This is a genomic window from Variovorax sp. EL159, assembly GCF_900100965.1.
Taxonomy (GTDB): domain Bacteria; phylum Pseudomonadota; class Gammaproteobacteria; order Burkholderiales; family Burkholderiaceae_C; genus Variovorax.
The window spans coordinates 1,230,147-1,245,108 of sequence record NZ_FMUJ01000001.1 but is presented as its reverse complement, the minus strand read 5'-3'; the positions used below and the strand labels follow the sequence as shown (position 1 = coordinate 1,245,108).

The window sequence follows — 14,962 nt, the reverse complement described above, 5'->3', positions numbered from 1 at the left end:
TGGCTCAGGGCGTGGTCAGACCGACCACTTCTCGAGCAGCTTTTCAGCGCCGAGCGAGTCGTAGCCCTCGAAGGGCTGATGGATCCAGGGGTTCGTCGCCAGGTACTCCACCGAGTAGTCGGGGGTGAAGGTCGACAGCGCCTTGGTCCAGATCACGGCGCTGCGCAGCTCGGTGATCGGCTTGTAGTTGTTGCGCAGCATGTCCATCACCGCGTGCAGCGTGTGGCCCGAATCGGCCAGGTCGTCGACCAGCAGCACCTTGCCGGCGATCTCGCCCTTGGGCGTGGTGATGAAGCGCGCGATGTCGAGATGGCCCTGCACCGTGCCGGCATCGGCGCGGTACGAGCTGGTCGACATGATGGCCAGCGGCTTGTCGAAGATGCGCGAGAGCACGTCGCCCGGTCGCATGCCGCCACGCGCCAGGCACAGGATGGTGTCGAACTCCCAGCCCGACTGGTGCACCTTGATCGCGAGCTTCTCGATCAGGTTGTGGTACTCGTCGTAGCTGACGTAGAGATGTTTGCCGTCTTCGGTCAACATGGTTCTTCTTTTCCTCTTCAGTCGGCCAGGTAGGGGTGGCGCATCATGATCGTGTGGTCGCGGTCGGGGCTGGTCGACACCATGTGGATCGGCACGCCCGTGACCTGCTCGATGCGCTGCAGGTACAGGCGCGCATTGATCGGCAGCTTGTCGTATTGCGTCACGCCGACGGTGCTCTCGCTCCAGCCTTCGAGGGTTTCGTAGATCGGCGTGCAGCGCTCGATCTCGTCGGCGCCCATCGGCAGGATGTCGGTGACTTCGCCATCGAGCTCGTAGCCGGTGCACAGCTCCAGCTTTTCGAGGCCGTCGAGCACGTCGAGCTTGGTGATGCACAGGCCCGACAGGCCGTTGACCTGCGCCGAGCGCTTGAGCAGCGCGGCGTCGAACCAGCCGCAACGGCGGCTGCGGCCGGTGGTCACGCCCTTTTCGGCGCCCACGGTGCTCATGTGGTAACCCGGCGTGCCCGGCGTGGCCCAGTCGAGTTCGGTCGGGAACGGGCCACCGCCCACGCGCGTGCAGTAGGCCTTGGTGATGCCCAGGATGTAATGCAGCATGCCCGGGCCCACGCCCGAACCGGCGGCGGCGTTGCCGGCCACGCAGTTGCTGGAGGTGACGTACGGGTAGGTGCCGTGGTCGACGTCGAGCAGCGTGCCCTGCGCGCCTTCGAACAGCAGGTTGGCGCCGTTCTTGTGTGCGTCGTTCAGCTCGCGCGACACGTCGGCCATCATGGGCTTGAGCAGCTCGGCGTGCTTCATGGCCTCGTTGAAGACTTCGTCGAAGTCGATGGCCGGTGCGCTCAGAACCTGCGTCAGCACGTGGTTGTGCAGGTCGAGCAGCACGCGCAGCTTGGCGGCGAAGCGCTCGGGGTGCTTCAGGTCCTGCACGCGCAGCGCACGGCGGGCGATCTTGTCTTCGTAAGCCGGGCCGATGCCGCGGCCGGTGGTGCCGATCTTCTCGATGCCACCCTTTTCGCGGTACGCCTCGCGCGCGATGTCGAGCGCGGCGTGGAACGGCAGGATCAGCGGGCAGGCCTCGCTGATGCGCAGGCGCGAACGCACTTCGACGCCGGCCTTCTCCAGCCCTTCGATTTCCTCGAACAGCTTGGCGGCGGACAGCACCACGCCGTTGCCGATGTAGCACTTGACGCCGGGCCGCATGATGCCGCTCGGGATCAGATGCAACGCGGTCTTCACACCGTTGATGACCAGCGTGTGGCCCGCGTTGTGGCCGCCCTGGAAGCGGACCACGCCCTGGGCGCTTTCCGTCAGCCAGTCGACCAGCTTGCCTTTGCCTTCGTCGCCCCACTGGGTACCGACGACGACCACGTTTCTTCCGGTGGTTACGCTCATGCTCGTTCCATTACTTCAAAAATTCAGATCGCTCGGACATTCCACTGGCCCGCTTGCTCGACGAGCTCGCGGTCACAGTGAAATTCATCGATTTCGCTGCCGTGTCCCGGCAGCACGCAGACAACCGTTTCACCGGCCTTGCGCAATTGGGCAATGGCCTGCCGCAGCCCGGCCGCGTCGCTCCAGGGCGCACGGATCGCGGCGCGCAGCGGACGGGCCGGCAGCACGCCGACCAGTTCGCGCACGTCCAGGCTGAAGCCGACGGCCGGACGGTTGCGGCCGAACACGGCGCCCACCTCGTCATAACGGCCGCCGCGCACCAGCGAGTCGGCCGCGCCCGGCACGTAGATGCCGAAGCGCATGCCGCTGTAGTAGGCATAGCCGCGCAGGTCTGCCAGGTCGAAGCTGATCTGGCGGCCCGCGACGCCGCTCAGGCCGGCTGCAAGCAGCTTCAGGTCGGCCAGCGCGGCGCCCACGGCGGGCGTGCCTTTCAGGGCTTTGGCGGCCTCGTCCAGCACCGACACGTCGCCGTACAGCTGGACCAGCGTCCGCAGCCCGTCGCGCGAGGCTGCGGGGAAATCCTTGGTGAGCGACTGCAGCTCGCTCGCGTCCTTGGCGGCCAGCGCCGCATGCACTCGAGCCAGCGCTGCTCCGTCGACCGGCACGCCGGCGAACAGCGCGCGCACGATGCGGGCATCGGCCAGGTCGACGATGACGCCGTCGCGCAAACCGGCGGCGTCGAGGCAATCGAGCGCCAGCAACAGGGTTTCGGTGTCGGCCTCGAGGCCGGCATGGCCGTAGATCTCGGCACCGAACTGCAGCGGCTCGCGGGTGGCGTGCGGCCGATCGGGCCGGGTGTGGAGCACCGGGCCGCAGTAGCACAGGCGGGTCACGCCTTCGCGGTTCAGCAGGTGGGCATCGATGCGCGCCACCTGGGGGGTGGTGTCGGCTCGAAGGCCCATGCTGCGGCCGGAGAGCTGGTCGACGAGCTTGAAGGTTTGGAGGTCGAGCGCCTCGCCGGTGCCGGACAGCAACGACTCGAGATGCTCGAGCAGCGGCGGCATCACCAGCTCGTAGCCATAGCCACGGGCGGTATCGAGCAGCTGGCGTCGAAGTTCTTCGATGTGGCGCGCCTCGGAAGGCAGCACATCGGCAATGTGATCCGGGAGGACCCAGGCGGACATGGGAATCGGGGGCGTGGTTAAACCGGGATTCTACCGGGACCGCGCTACCCCAAGACCCAAAGGAGTGCCAAACCCAGCAAGATGCTGCAAAGTCCAAAGAAACGGAGCTGGCCGTCGCGCAGCTGCATGAGCTGCCCGAAGCCGCGCCGCCACCCTCCTGGCGACACGAAAGGCAGGATGCCTTCGATCACCAGGACGAGCGCCAGCGCGCTCCAGAATGTGTCGGCGCTCACGGCTCCGAACGAATCAACGACGAGGCGCGTTGGTGGTCGATCCCGAGCCCTGCATGGCCCGGAAGAAGTCCGACGACGGATCGAGCACCAGCACGTCGCTCTTCTTGTTGAAGCTCTGCTTGTAAGCCTCGAGGCTACGATAGAACTGGGCGAATTGCGGGTCGCGGCCAAAAGCCTCGCCGTAGGCCGAAGCGGCCTGGGCATCGCCCTCGCCCTTGATCTTCTGCGCATCGCGGTAGGCATTCGCCACGATCACTTCGCGCTGGCGGTCGGCATCGGCACGGATCTTTTCGCCTTCGGCCGTACCGGTCGAACGCAGCTCGTTGGCAACGCGCTTGCGCTCGGCTTCCATGCGGCGATAGACCGATTCGGTGATGGCTTCGACGTAGTCGACACGGGTGATCCGCACGTCGACGATATCCACGCCCCAAGGCTTGGCGCCCTTCACCACCGACAGCACTTCGCGCTGCACGTCGGCCATCAGGGCCTCGCGGCGCACCGAGATCAAGTCACGCACGGTGCGCTTGTTGATGTTTTCCTGGAACGCATTGCGCACCACGCGGTTGAGTTGCATGGCACCCGCGTTTTCGTCGAGGCCGACGTTGCGGATGTAAGCCTGCGGATCGGAGATACGCCAGCGCACGTACCAATCGATCACCACGCGCTGCTTTTCTGCAGTCAGCATGGGCTCGGTGTCGAGGCTGGACAGCGTCAGCAGGCGCTTGTCGATGTACGACACGTTCTGGAACGGCGGCGGCAGCTTGAAGTTGAGGCCCGGCTCCGTAATGACCTGCTTGATCTGGCCAAGGGCATAGACCACGCCGAACTGGCGCTGGTCGACCACGAAAAGGGTCGAGCTCAACAGCACGAGCAAGACGAGGATCGACGATGCGATGAATCCGATTCTGTTCATGTTCTTCTAGGCCTTTCTCAACGCACGTCGCGGTCACGCGAGCGGCCGTCGCGGGCGCGCACGTCGCTCGTCACAGGCGCCACCGGAATCACCGAGGACTGGGTCGGCGCGGCGTTGGCCGCGCTGGAGCTGGCCGCATCGACGGGCGTCGCCGCCGCGCTGTTGCCGCTCAGCTGCATCAGCTTGTCGAGTGGCAGATACAACAGGTTGGAGCCCTGCTTGCTGTCGACCAGCACCTTCGTGGTGCTGGCGTAGATTTGCTGCATGGCGTCCGTGTACATGCGGTCGCGGGTGACCTGCGGCGCCTTCTGGTACTCGGCCAACACGGCACTGAAGCGGCCGGCATCACCTTGCGCCTGGGCAACGATCCGCGCCTTGTAGGCTTCGGACTCTTCCTTGAGGCGCGATGCCGTACCCGTCGCAAGCGGCACCACGTTGTTGGCGTAGGCCTGGGCTTCGTTCTTGGCGCGTTCGCGCTCTTGGCCGGCCTTGAGCACGTCGTCGAATGCAGCCTGCACCTGTTCGGGCGGACGCACACCACCTTGCTGCAGGTTGATGCCGACGACTTCGACGCCGACCTTGTAGCGGTCGAGGATGGTCTGCATCAGCGCACGCACGCGCGGCGAAATCTGGTCGCGCTCTTCGGCGAGCGCCGCATCCATCTTCATCTTGCCGACGACTTCGCGCACGGCGGTTTCAGCCACCTGCACAACGGTTTCGGCGGGCGACTTGCTCTCGTAGAGCCAGGCGCGCGCATCGCTCAGGCGGTACTGCACGGCGAATTTGATTTCGACGATGTTCTCGTCTTCGGTCAGCATGGCCGACTCGCGCAGGCCGGTGGAACGGACGATCGCGTCGCGCCCCACGTCGGTGGAGCGAATCTGCGTGGTCACGACCACTTCGTGGCGCTGGATCGGGTACGGCAGGCGCCAATTGAAGCCGGCGCCCACGGTGGTCTTGTAGCGACCAAACTGGGTCACGACGGCCTGCTGGCCTTCGTTCACGATGAAGAAGCCGGTGCCCAGCCAGATCAGGACCGCCACGCCCAGCACAAGGCCAAGGCCGAAACCTGCGTTCTTCATGTCGGGCTTGAAGCCATTGCCGCCACCATTGCTGTTGCCACCATTGGGACGATTGCCACCGCCCTTGCCGCCGCCGAAGAAACCGCCGAGCTTGCGATTGAGGTCGCGCCAGAGTTCATCAAGATCGGGCGGCCCCTGGTTGGGGCCTTGACCGCGGGGGCGGTCGCCGTTGTTGTTGCCCGAGGGCGGAGGCGTCGGTGCGCCCGGGGGATTGGCATCAGGGGGGCGGTTGCCGGCCGGACGGTCGCCGTTGGAGGATGGCTCGTCGCCACGACCCCACCGGCCATCGTTCAGGTTGAACATGCCCAGAAACCCTCTCCGCGCTGGCTTTGAATTCATTCGCTTTGTTCTCTTGTCAGTGGCGGGATTGTGCCCAATCAATTGGCGGCATCGTGCAATTCAGCGTCCGCCTCAGGGGTCATCGTATCGGCTACGGAGCCCGACTGCCGAGCGAGCTCGGCGCGCAGCAGCGGCACGCCCTCGCCGCTCTTGGCGCTGAGGAAGATGCGGGGAACCTGCACGCCGTCGATTTCCATCTCGTCCTGCAGATGCAGCGGATGCTGCGCGCTTTCAAGGGCATCGAGCTTGTTGAATACCAACAGTTGCGGAACGGCTTCGGCGCCGATGTCGCGCAAGACCGACTGAACCTCGGCCATCTGCTCGGGGTAATGCGGATTGGAGGCGTCGATCACGTGCAGCAGCAGGTCGGCATCGACCGCCTCCTGCAGCGTCGCCTTGAACGCGTCGACCAGGCCGTGCGGCAGGTCGCGGATGAAGCCCACGGTGTCGGAAATCGACACCTGGCGCCGTGCATCGCCCAGGTAGAGATTGCGTGTGGTGGTGTCGAGCGTGGCAAAGAGCTGGTCGGCGGCGTACGCACGGGCCTTGACCAGCGCATTGAACAGAGACGACTTGCCTGCATTCGTGTAGCCGACGAGCGAGATGTTGAAGGTCTCGCGCCGCTCGCGCTGCCGGCGTTGCGTGCCACGCTGCTTCTGGACCTTGGCGAGGCGCTCGCGTGTTCGCTTGATCGACTCGTTGATCATCCGGCGGTCGAGCTCGATCTGCTTTTCGCCCGGACCGCCGCGCACACCCGCGCCACCGGTCTGGCGCTCCAAGTGGGACCAGCGACGAACCAGTCGCGTGCTGAGGTATTGCAGGCGAGCCAGCTCCACCTGCAACTTGCCTTCGTGCGAACGGGCGCGCTGGGCGAAAATTTCGAGAATGAGGAAGGTGCGGTCGTATACCGCCACATCGAGCTGGCGCTCGAGGTTGCGCTGCTGCGCAGGGCTCAGGGACTGGTCGAAGATGACTTCGCTCGCCCTGTGCAGGGCGGCCAGTTCTTTGATTTCCTCAGCCTTGCCGCTGCCAACGAACAGCGCGGCATCGGGGGCCTTGCGTTTGCACGCGAGACGAGCGACAGGCGTCAGGCCCGCGGTCTGCGCGAGCAGGCCGAGTTCCTCGAGTTCGCTGTCGAAATGGGGCAGACCGAAGTCAACGCCGACGAGAACGGCGGCGCCTTCCTGGCGTGGGATCAGTTCAGACAAGCGGGATCAGAAATAGGGAAAAAGCGCGACGGCAAGCCGCCGCGCTCCGCGCGATCAGGCTGCGGCGTCGTCGTTCTCGGCAGCCGAGAAGTTGACGGCACGACCCGGCACGATGGTGGAAATGGCGTGCTTGTAGACCATCTGCGTCACAGTATTGCGAAGCAACACGACGTATTGGTCAAAAGACTCGATCTGGCCTTGCAGCTTGATACCGTTCACCAAATAAATGGAAACCGGCACATGCTCACGACGCAAGGTGTTCAGAAACGGGTCTTGCAGAAGTTGCCCTTTATTGCTCACGATATTCTCCGTGTTCAAGAGTAGTTGTTGGAGAGAAGACCTTAACACAGGGTTTCTGCGCTGCAGCAACCGGGGTCAAAAGCCTTGAGAAAATAACGGCACTCAAAAGAGGGAACTTCTGCACCTGCTGCAACTCATCGGCAGCCATCGGCGCTCAAGCCCGCTCAATCGTCTTTGTCAGCAAACGGGTTTGCAGAGCTCTTGAACTGGATTCGCAAAGGCGTGCCGACAAGATCGAATTCCTTGCGGAAACGGCCTTCGAGAAAGCGCTTGTACGCCTCCGTCACGTGCTCCAGCGAATTGCCGTGAATGATGATCACCGGCGGATTCATGCCACCCTGGTGCGCATAACGCAGCTTGGGGCGGAACATGCCACCCCGCTTGGGCGCCTGGAATTGCACCGCCTCCAGCAGCAACCGGGTCAGCACCGGGGTCGACATCTTGCGCGTGGCCGATTTGTGGGCCTGCGCAATGGCCTGCCACACCGGGCCCAAGCCCTGGCGCTTGATGGCAGAAATGAAATGCAAGGCCGCAAATTTCAGGAACGGCAGCCGCGTTTCGATCTGCCGCTGAATCTGCTCGCGCTGATAGCTGTCGACCGCATCCCATTTGTTGATGGCGATCACCACCGCGCGGCCGCTTTCGAGGATGTAGCCCGCAATGTGCGCATCTTGATCAGTCACACCTTGCGTCGCATCGAGCAGCAGCAGCACGACATTGGCCGATTCGATGGCCTGCAGCGTCTTGACCACCGAGAACTTCTCGATCGCCTCGAACACCTTGCCCTTGCGACGCAAGCCGGCCGTGTCGATCAGTTCGAAGTGCTGGCCATTGCGCTCGAAGGGCACAGAGATGGCATCGCGCGTGGTGCCCGGCATGTCGAAGGCCACCAGCCGCTCTTCACCGAGCCAGGTATTGATCAGCGTGGACTTGCCCACGTTGGGCCGCCCGGCCACCGCAAGCTTGATCGGCTTGTTGGCGTCGTCCTCGTCCGCTTCATCGTCCGGATCGGGCAAATGCAGCGGCTCGAGCGCCAGTTCGATCAGGTCGCGCATGCCCTGCCCGTGCGCGGCAGACACGCCGTGCACGTCGCCGAAACCCAGCTCGTAGAAGTCCACGAGCTTGGTGCCGTCATGCATGCCCTCGGCCTTGTTGGCCGCCAGCACGCAGGGCTTGCCGAGCCGGCGCAGTTCGTTGGCGATGTCGTGGTCTTGCGCCGAGAGGCCTTCGCGGGCATCGACTACGAAGATCACCACATCGGCTTCAGCCACGGCCTGCCGCGTCTGCTTGGCCATTTCCTTGTAGATGCCGCTGCCCGCGTCGGGCTCGAAACCGCCGGTGTCGATCACGATGAACTCGTGCTTGCCCAGGCGACCGTTGCCGTAATGGCGGTCGCGCGTGAGGCCGGCGAAGTCGGCGACGATGGCGTCGCGCGTCTGGGTCAGGCGGTTGAACAGCGTCGACTTGCCGACGTTGGGACGCCCGACCAGGGCCACGACCGGCTTCATGGCCGGCCTTTCGATGGCGCGGTTTTCATGGTCGGGCCTTGGGAGAGAGAAAAGGAGAAGTTATTCAGGGCGGTAACCAAACACGCCACCCTTGGCGGTCACGATCACGACCGTGTTGCCAGCCAAGACCGGCGCGACGGTGATGGCTGAGCCATCGGGCGTGACGCGATTGAGCAGTGCGCCGTCTTCGCGCGAAACGAAGTGCAGGGTTCCGGTGTTCTCGCCAATGATGAGCGAGCGGCCCACAGCCAGCGGCGAGGTCAGTTCACGGTTCTTGAAGCGGGTCGATTGCCAGGCGCGCTCGCCGTCGGTACGACGCCAGGCCACGACGCTGCCGTCAGTCTCGGTGCCATAGACAAAGCTCTGGTCCCCACTGACGCCATCGGCGCCCATGGCTGGCTTGCTCCACGCCAGCGCGCCGCGCTGGGTTTCGACGCAGCCGACGCTGGCGTAGTACGCACGCGCGCAGACCGAATCACCGACGCGGCTCACGCTGCCGGTCAGGTCGACCAGGCGCTCCACGTCGTTGGTGCCGCGCGGCGCTGCAATGGGCGATTCCCAACGCGAGGTGCCGTTGGCCGGATTGATGCCCACCAGTCTGCCACCGATGCCGGCCACCAGCGTGTCGCCCACGGCGATCAGCACACCGGCCTTGCGCAGCACGAGGTTTTCACCAGCGCGCTGCTGGATCCAGAGGCGACGGCCGCTCTGGCCGTCCCAGGCGCTGATGCTGCGGTCGGCGGTCTGCACGAACACGCGGCGGCCAGCGACCAGCGGTGCGGTAAAGGCTTGGGCCGACAGCTTCTGCTTCCAGAGGACCTTGCCGTTTTGCAGCGCAACCAGTTCGTTGTTGGTCGTGACCACGGCGGCCATCGCGCCGTCGCTACCGACGCCTGCAGCCAGCGGGGCGCCGGCGTTGCCACGCCAGGTCTCGCGACCGGCACGCGCGTCGATGGCGACCACCGTGCCGTCGCTGCCCGCCACGGTCACCGTGTCGCCGCTGACATCGGTGGTGAGGGGGAAGCCGACGTCCGGAATCTTCACCGTCCAGGCCTGGCGCACGCCCATCAGGGACGGGTTGGCAGGAAGCTCGGCTGGCTTCGGCTTGCTGGTGCCAGAACAGGCGGCCAGGAGCGCTACCAAAACAATAGCTGATCCCGCACGCAGGGCGGTCGATTCAGGCATGAGACGCTTGAAATTCATGATGCGGTCAGGGAGTTTTGGAGGCTGCGGGAGTTACAGTGACGACCGGGGCCAGGCTCTTCGGGTCGACACCGACCGCGTTGAGCTTGATCTCGATCAGGCGGCGATAGTCGGAGGCGGCACCCAGACCCGTCCAGGCCTTGCGGTACTCGAGCTGTGCTTCGTCGCGCTTGCCTTGGGCCAGGTAGATGTCGCCCTTGCGATCGGCCACCAGCGGCTCGAATTCTGCGGGGACCTTGCCGTCGAGCTGCTTCAAGGCTTCGTCGTAGGACTTGCTGTCGAGCAGTTCGGCCGAGAGGCGCAACTTGGCGATCACCTGGTAGCCGGGGTCGATGGCGTTCTGAGCCACCCAGCCCAGCGCAGCGCGCGAGCCTTCGGCATTGCCCTTCTCGTACAAGGTCTTGGCGACCAGCAGGCCGGCCTGTTGCGCATAGGTGGTGGTGGCGAAACGCTCTTTCATGTCGCCCAGCACGCGCTGGATGCGCTCGACGTCGCCGGACTGCGTGCTGCGCTCGACCTCGTCGTAGAGCGCGGCAGCCTGCGCCGCTTTGTTGCGCTGGAAGTACTGCCAGCCGTTCCACGCCAGGAAAGCACCGGCGGCAAGCAGCACGACCCAGGTGATCAGGGTGCCGTAGGTATTCCAGAAATGCTTGAGCTGGTCGAGCTGTTCCTGTTCTTCGAGATCGAGATGGGTTGCCATGCGCTGTCAGATGTTGGGAGCCGGCGATTGTAGGGTGGTGGCCCAGGTGGCCACTTCAGCAAGCGTTCGGAAAGTTTGCGCGCCGCTTCCGTCGCGCAGCGCCTTGAGAGTCACTTCACCACGTGCGAGTTCATCGGCACCGAAGATCAGAGCGTAGGTGGCACCGCTGTTGTCGGCCCGCTTGAACTGCGACTTGAAGCTGCCAAGGCCATCGACCGTGGCCGCATGCATCTGCACGCGCACGCCTGCATCGCGCAACTGCTGCAGTGTGTGCAACACCACCGGCATGGCCGCGGCATCAGGCACGACCGCGTAAACGTCGGGCACCGGCATGGGGATGTGAGTGCCCTGCTCTTTCATCAGGTCGAGCACGCGCTCCACGCCCATCGCCCAGCCCACGGCTGGCGCCGGCTTGCCGCCGATCTGCGTGATGAGGTCGTCGTAGCGGCCGCCCGCGCACACCGTGCCCTGCGAGCCGAGGCGATCGGTCACGAACTCGAACACGCTGAGGTTGTAGTAATCGAGCCCACGCACCAGACGCGGGTTGATGGTGTAGCTCACGCCATTCGCATCGAGGATGGCCTTCAGGCCATTGAAGTGCGCCAGCGATTCGGCGCCGAGAAAGTCGATCAGCTTCGGTGCCGACTCGACGACTTCCTTCATCGCCGGATTCTTGGTGTCGAGGATGCGCAGCGGATTGCTGTGCAGGCGGCGCTTGCCGTCTTCGTCGAGCTTGTCGGCATGCGCCTCGAAGTGGGCGATGAGCTGCGCGCGGTGCTGCGCACGCTCCGCAGGCTGGCCCAGGCTGTTGAGTTCGAGGCGAACGTCGGTCAGGCCGATCCGCTTCCAGAGCGCGTTCGCGAGCAGGATCAGCTCGGCATCGACGTCGGGGCCGGCAAAGCCGAGGGCCTCCGCGCCGATCTGGTGGAACTGGCGAAAACGCCCCCGCTGCGGCTTCTCGCGCCGGAACATCGGGCCGATGTACCAGAGGCGCTTGCCGCCGTCGTAGAGCATGTTGTGTTCGATCACCGCGCGCACCAGGCCGGCGGTGTTCTCGGGTCGCAGCGTCAGGTGATCGTTGTCGCCGTACTTGTCGGAGCGGTCGTGGAAGGAATACATCTCCTTCTCGACGATGTCGGTCACCTCGCCGATGCCGCGCACGAACAGCGCGGTGTGCTCCAGGATCGGCGTGCGGACGTTACGGTACGCATAGCGCCCCATCAGGTCGCGCACGGTGGCTTCGAGCCACTCCCAGCGCGCCGATTCGGGCGGCAATATGTCGTTCATGCCTTTGACGGCATTCAATTTTTCAGCCATGAGTCTGCGGAGGTGTCAGGCAGCGACGGCGTGCTCGCCGCCGAAGCGCTTTTCGATGTAGGTTTCGACGAGTTGATGGAACTCGTTGGCGATATTGTCGCCGCGCAACGTGAGGGCCTTTTCGCCGTCGATGAAGACCGGCGCGGCGGGCGCTTCGCCAGTACCGGGCAGGCTGATGCCGATGTCGGCGTGCTTGCTCTCGCCAGGGCCGTTGACGATGCAGCCCATGACGGCCACCTTCATCGTCTCGACGCCCGGATATTTCTTGCGCCAGACCGGCATCTGCATGCGCAGGTAGTCGTCGATCTGCTTGGCCAGCTCCTGGAAGGTCGTGCTCGTGGTGCGGCCACAGCCCGGGCAGGCGGTGACGCTCGGCACGAAGATCCGCAGGCCCAGGGCCTGGAGGATCTCGGAGGCAATCACGACTTCTTGCGTGCGCGATTCGCCCGGCTGCGGCGTGAGCGACACACGGATCGTGTCGCCAATGCCCTCTTGCAGCAGGATCGACAAGGCCGTGGCCGATGCCACCGTGCCCTTGGTGCCCATGCCGGCCTCGGTCAGGCCGAGGTGCAGCGGATAGTCGCAACGCTTCGCGAGTTCGCGGTAGACCGAGATCAGGTCTTGCACGCCGCTCACCTTGCACGACAGGATGACCTGGTTGCCGGCCATGCCCATCGATTCGGCCAGCCTGGCCGATTCGATGGCCGAGGTGATCAACGCTTCGTACATCACCTGCTTGGCGTCCCAGGGCTCGGCACGCTGGCTGTTGATGTCCATCAGGCTCGCAAGCAGTTCCTGGTCGAGGCTGCCCCAGTTCACGCCGATACGCACCGGCTTGCTCCAACGCATGGCGGCGTCGATCATTTGGCCGAACTGGCGATCGTGCTTGTCGCCCTTGCCGACATTGCCGGGGTTGATGCGGTACTTGCTCAGCGCCTCGGCACAGGCCGGATAGTCGGTCAACAGGCGATGGCCGTTGTAGTGGAAGTCGCCGACCAGCGGCACGTCGATGCCCATGCGGTCGAGCTGCTCGCGGATGTAAGGCACCTGCGCCGCCGCCTCGGGCGTGTTGACGGTGATGCGCACCATCTCCGAGCCAGCAATGGCCAGTTCCTTGACCTGGATGGCCGTGCCGATGGCATCGACCGTGTCGGTGTTCGTCATCGACTGAACGCGAACCGGCGCGTCGCCACCGACCGTGACGACACGCGAGCCCCAGACCACGCTGGCCTGGCGCGAACGGCGCGGCTTCGGGGCCGCCGATTCGATGGGCTGGGGAGTGCAGTCGGTCACGATGTCACCTCGAAACGAGCCACGCCACCACCACGGGTGACAGGCTTCAGATCGTAGGCCTTTCCGCGCACCTGCACATCGACAGCCGAGGCGCGGCCCACCACCACGGACAGCGGCAAGGTGCCCGACAGCCCGACCGTTTCGCCGGCCTGCAGGCTGCGGCGCAGCAGTTGCTTGCCGCCAGCCTCGGTCACGGTGATCCAGCATTCTTCGCGCGCGACGAAAACGAGCTGCTGGCTGCTGCTCTCTGCCGGGGCTGCGGGAGCGGCAGCCACTGGCGCCGCCGCAGCGTTGGCATTGGCTGCCGGCGCATCGCTCACAGGCCCGCTCGGTGCCGCAGATTGCGTAGGAGCGGTTTCAGCCACCACGCCTGTGCCGCCCGAAGGCTGTCCGCTCGCAGGTGGCTCGGTCGTCGAAGCCGCATCGGGCTCGCTGCGCGCGGTCAGGCGCGAGACGGAGGCGCCAATCTGATCGAAAACCGACTGGGGCAGCCAGAAAAGCGCACCCGCACCAACCAGCAGCAGCACCACGACCGTCAGCACCGCACGCGACGGCAATCCGCTCGAGCGGCCACCGTTGTTGTTCCAGCGCGGCGTTCCCGAGCTGATGTTCGTCTTGATGGTGCGATCGGCCACGGCCAGCGACACCCTCTGCGTGCTCGGCAGCTTTGCCAGCACCGGTGCGGGGTCGATGCGCAGTGCCCGGCAGACGCTGCTGGCCAATGCGCGCGCGAAGACCGGATCGGGCAGCGAGGCGATGTCGTCCGCTTCGAGCGCCATGAGTTTCTGTGGTGGCACCTTCAGCGCGGCCGCCACCATTTCGATGTGCAGCCCGTGGGCCTCGCGCGCTTCGCGAAGCAGGTCGCCCGCTGTCTTGTGCGTGATGTCGCCTTCCTCGAGCGGCTGCGCCGCGGAAGTGCCGAACTCCGAAACCCGATCAGTCATTGAAATTCCCGCGCTCGTACGCTGATGCCTCCCGCGACTGGGGGAAACGTCGCTGCAGTTGGCCTCCCAACTGTGCAACGGCCTCGCGGTTGTTGAGCTTGCGCTCGATCTTGATGCCGAGCCAGAGCGTCTCGGCACTGGCCGAGGGGCTGTTGTTGACGCGGCGGATGTAGAACTGCGCGCGCGACCATTCTTCGCGCTGCGCGAGCACCGAGGCTAGGTTGAAGCCGACCACCGGATTGCCGGCGTCGAGCTCGTAGGCCTGCATCAGGCTGCGCTCGGCCTGCGGGCGAAGGCCGGCCTTGAGCTCGCAGACGCCTTGCGTCATCAGCGTCTTGGCGCGGTCGGTATAGCCGGGCACCGCGAGCGCTTCGGTGAACTGTTGCGCCGCATCGCCATACCGGTTCTGCTGGCACAGCAGCCAACCGTAGTTGTGGCGGATGTTGGGGTCGCGCGGATTGATGGCAATGGCGCGGCGGAAGCTGTCTTCTGCCATGCCGGCATCTTCGAGCCGCATGTAGACCAGGCCGCGCAGGTTGTAGGCGTCGGCGTAGTTCGGGTCGGCGACCAGCGCCTGCTTGATCTCGTCAAGGGCCACGGTGGTCTGGCCGTTCTGGAAATAGCCGGAGGCAAGTTCCATGCGCAGGCGCGCGCGGCGCTGCCGGCTGGTCTCGTCGGACTCGGTCACGATCTCCGAGCCCTGGCTCGAACTGCTGTCGGCCAGGCTGGTGGTGGTGGTCCGCGTGTTGACGCAGCCTCCGAGCAGAAACGCCACGGCAACGCCGGCAAAACTCGCGGCCAGCATTCGCTGCGCGCTTGCGGTCGTCATCGGAAAGGCCATGCTCATTG

General features: G+C 65.1%; 15 protein-coding genes. All 15 read right to left on the bottom strand.

From position 1 onward, the window contains the following. Positions 1-15: 15 nt before the first annotated feature. Entirely contained in the window at positions 16-540 is a 525-nt protein-coding gene (locus BLQ28_RS05860) for a phosphoribosyltransferase (protein WP_013542102.1), read from the bottom strand. Between the two features lie 17 nt (positions 541-557). Then, the gene (locus BLQ28_RS05855; protein ID WP_093237569.1) at positions 558-1,889 is read right to left on the bottom strand and encodes an adenylosuccinate synthase; all 1,332 of its coding nucleotides are present in this window, start codon (positions 1,887-1,889) and stop codon (positions 558-560) included. A 23-nt stretch (positions 1,890-1,912) separates the two neighbouring features. Continuing rightward, positions 1,913-3,073 (bottom strand): ATP phosphoribosyltransferase regulatory subunit, encoded by a 1,161-nt coding sequence (locus tag BLQ28_RS05850; RefSeq protein ID WP_093237568.1) that lies wholly within the window; start codon positions 3,071-3,073, stop codon positions 1,913-1,915. Between the two features lie 44 nt (positions 3,074-3,117). Next, the gene (locus tag BLQ28_RS05845; RefSeq protein ID WP_093237567.1) at positions 3,118-3,306 is read right to left on the bottom strand and encodes a DUF2065 domain-containing protein; all 189 of its coding nucleotides are present in this window, start codon (positions 3,304-3,306) and stop codon (positions 3,118-3,120) included. 13 nt (positions 3,307-3,319) lie between these two features. After that, on the bottom strand, positions 3,320-4,219 hold the full coding sequence (gene hflC, locus BLQ28_RS05840; RefSeq protein WP_093237566.1) for a protease modulator HflC: 900 nt from the start codon (positions 4,217-4,219) through the stop codon (positions 3,320-3,322). A gap of 17 nt (positions 4,220-4,236) precedes the next feature. After that, positions 4,237-5,604, bottom strand: a complete 1,368-nt coding sequence (gene hflK, locus BLQ28_RS05835) for an FtsH protease activity modulator HflK (protein WP_093237565.1) — start codon at positions 5,602-5,604, stop codon at positions 4,237-4,239. A gap of 74 nt (positions 5,605-5,678) precedes the next feature. Further along, the gene (gene hflX / locus BLQ28_RS05830; protein WP_093237564.1) at positions 5,679-6,848 is read right to left on the bottom strand and encodes a GTPase HflX; all 1,170 of its coding nucleotides are present in this window, start codon (positions 6,846-6,848) and stop codon (positions 5,679-5,681) included. Positions 6,849-6,902: 54 nt separating this feature from the next. Beyond that, positions 6,903-7,148, bottom strand: coding sequence for an RNA chaperone Hfq (gene hfq, locus BLQ28_RS05825; RefSeq protein WP_012747311.1), 246 nt, complete (start codon positions 7,146-7,148; stop codon positions 6,903-6,905). Between the two features lie 164 nt (positions 7,149-7,312). Beyond that, positions 7,313-8,656: a ribosome biogenesis GTPase Der gene (gene der / locus BLQ28_RS05820; protein ID WP_093237563.1), complete on the bottom strand. Its 1,344-nt coding sequence runs from the start codon at positions 8,654-8,656 to the stop codon at positions 7,313-7,315. A 60-nt stretch (positions 8,657-8,716) separates the two neighbouring features. Continuing rightward, the gene (gene bamB, locus BLQ28_RS05815) at positions 8,717-9,859 is read right to left on the bottom strand and encodes an outer membrane protein assembly factor BamB (protein WP_093237562.1); all 1,143 of its coding nucleotides are present in this window, start codon (positions 9,857-9,859) and stop codon (positions 8,717-8,719) included. Positions 9,860-9,866: 7 nt separating this feature from the next. After that, positions 9,867-10,559 carry a YfgM family protein gene (locus BLQ28_RS05810; protein ID WP_093237561.1) on the bottom strand — a complete coding sequence of 231 codons (693 nt, stop codon included), beginning with the start codon at positions 10,557-10,559 and terminating at the stop codon, positions 9,867-9,869. Between the two features lie 6 nt (positions 10,560-10,565). Then, a complete protein-coding gene (gene hisS / locus BLQ28_RS05805; protein ID WP_093237560.1) occupies positions 10,566-11,876 on the bottom strand; it encodes a histidine--tRNA ligase in 1,311 nt (436 codons plus the stop codon). Between the two features lie 15 nt (positions 11,877-11,891). Continuing rightward, positions 11,892-13,169: a flavodoxin-dependent (E)-4-hydroxy-3-methylbut-2-enyl-diphosphate synthase gene (gene ispG / locus BLQ28_RS05800; RefSeq protein ID WP_093237559.1), complete on the bottom strand. Its 1,278-nt coding sequence runs from the start codon at positions 13,167-13,169 to the stop codon at positions 11,892-11,894. After that, positions 13,166-14,113, bottom strand: coding sequence for a helix-turn-helix domain-containing protein (locus BLQ28_RS05795; protein ID WP_093237558.1), 948 nt, complete (start codon positions 14,111-14,113; stop codon positions 13,166-13,168). The genes ispG and BLQ28_RS05795 overlap by 4 nt, the downstream gene beginning before the upstream one ends. After that, positions 14,106-14,960 (bottom strand): type IV pilus biogenesis/stability protein PilW, encoded by an 855-nt coding sequence (gene pilW, locus BLQ28_RS05790; RefSeq protein ID WP_093237557.1) that lies wholly within the window; start codon positions 14,958-14,960, stop codon positions 14,106-14,108. The genes BLQ28_RS05795 and pilW overlap by 8 nt, the downstream gene beginning before the upstream one ends. Positions 14,961-14,962: the final 2 nt, after the last annotated feature.

Excerpts from the sequence above, each read along its gene's own strand:
- BLQ28_RS05860 (WP_013542102.1), bottom strand. The coding sequence starts at position 540 with ATGTTGACCGAAGACGGCAAACATCTCTACGTCAGCTACGACGAGTAC.
- BLQ28_RS05855 (WP_093237569.1), bottom strand. The coding sequence starts at position 1,889 with ATGAGCGTAACCACCGGAAGAAACGTGGTCGTCGTCGGTACCCAGTGG.
- BLQ28_RS05850 (WP_093237568.1), bottom strand. The coding sequence starts at position 3,073 with ATGTCCGCCTGGGTCCTCCCGGATCACATTGCCGATGTGCTGCCTTCC.
- hflC (WP_093237566.1), bottom strand. The coding sequence starts at position 4,219 with ATGAACAGAATCGGATTCATCGCATCGTCGATCCTCGTCTTGCTCGTG.
- hflK (WP_093237565.1), bottom strand. The coding sequence starts at position 5,604 with ATGTTCAACCTGAACGATGGCCGGTGGGGTCGTGGCGACGAGCCATCC.
- der (WP_093237563.1), bottom strand. The coding sequence starts at position 8,656 with ATGAAGCCGGTCGTGGCCCTGGTCGGGCGTCCCAACGTCGGCAAGTCG.
- bamB (WP_093237562.1), bottom strand. The coding sequence starts at position 9,859 with ATGAATTTCAAGCGTCTCATGCCTGAATCGACCGCCCTGCGTGCGGGA.
- BLQ28_RS05810 (WP_093237561.1), bottom strand. The coding sequence starts at position 10,559 with ATGGCAACCCATCTCGATCTCGAAGAACAGGAACAGCTCGACCAGCTC.
- hisS (WP_093237560.1), bottom strand. The coding sequence starts at position 11,876 with ATGGCTGAAAAATTGAATGCCGTCAAAGGCATGAACGACATATTGCCG.
- BLQ28_RS05795 (WP_093237558.1), bottom strand. The coding sequence starts at position 14,113 with ATGACTGATCGGGTTTCGGAGTTCGGCACTTCCGCGGCGCAGCCGCTC.
- pilW (WP_093237557.1), bottom strand. The coding sequence starts at position 14,960 with ATGAGCATGGCCTTTCCGATGACGACCGCAAGCGCGCAGCGAATGCTG.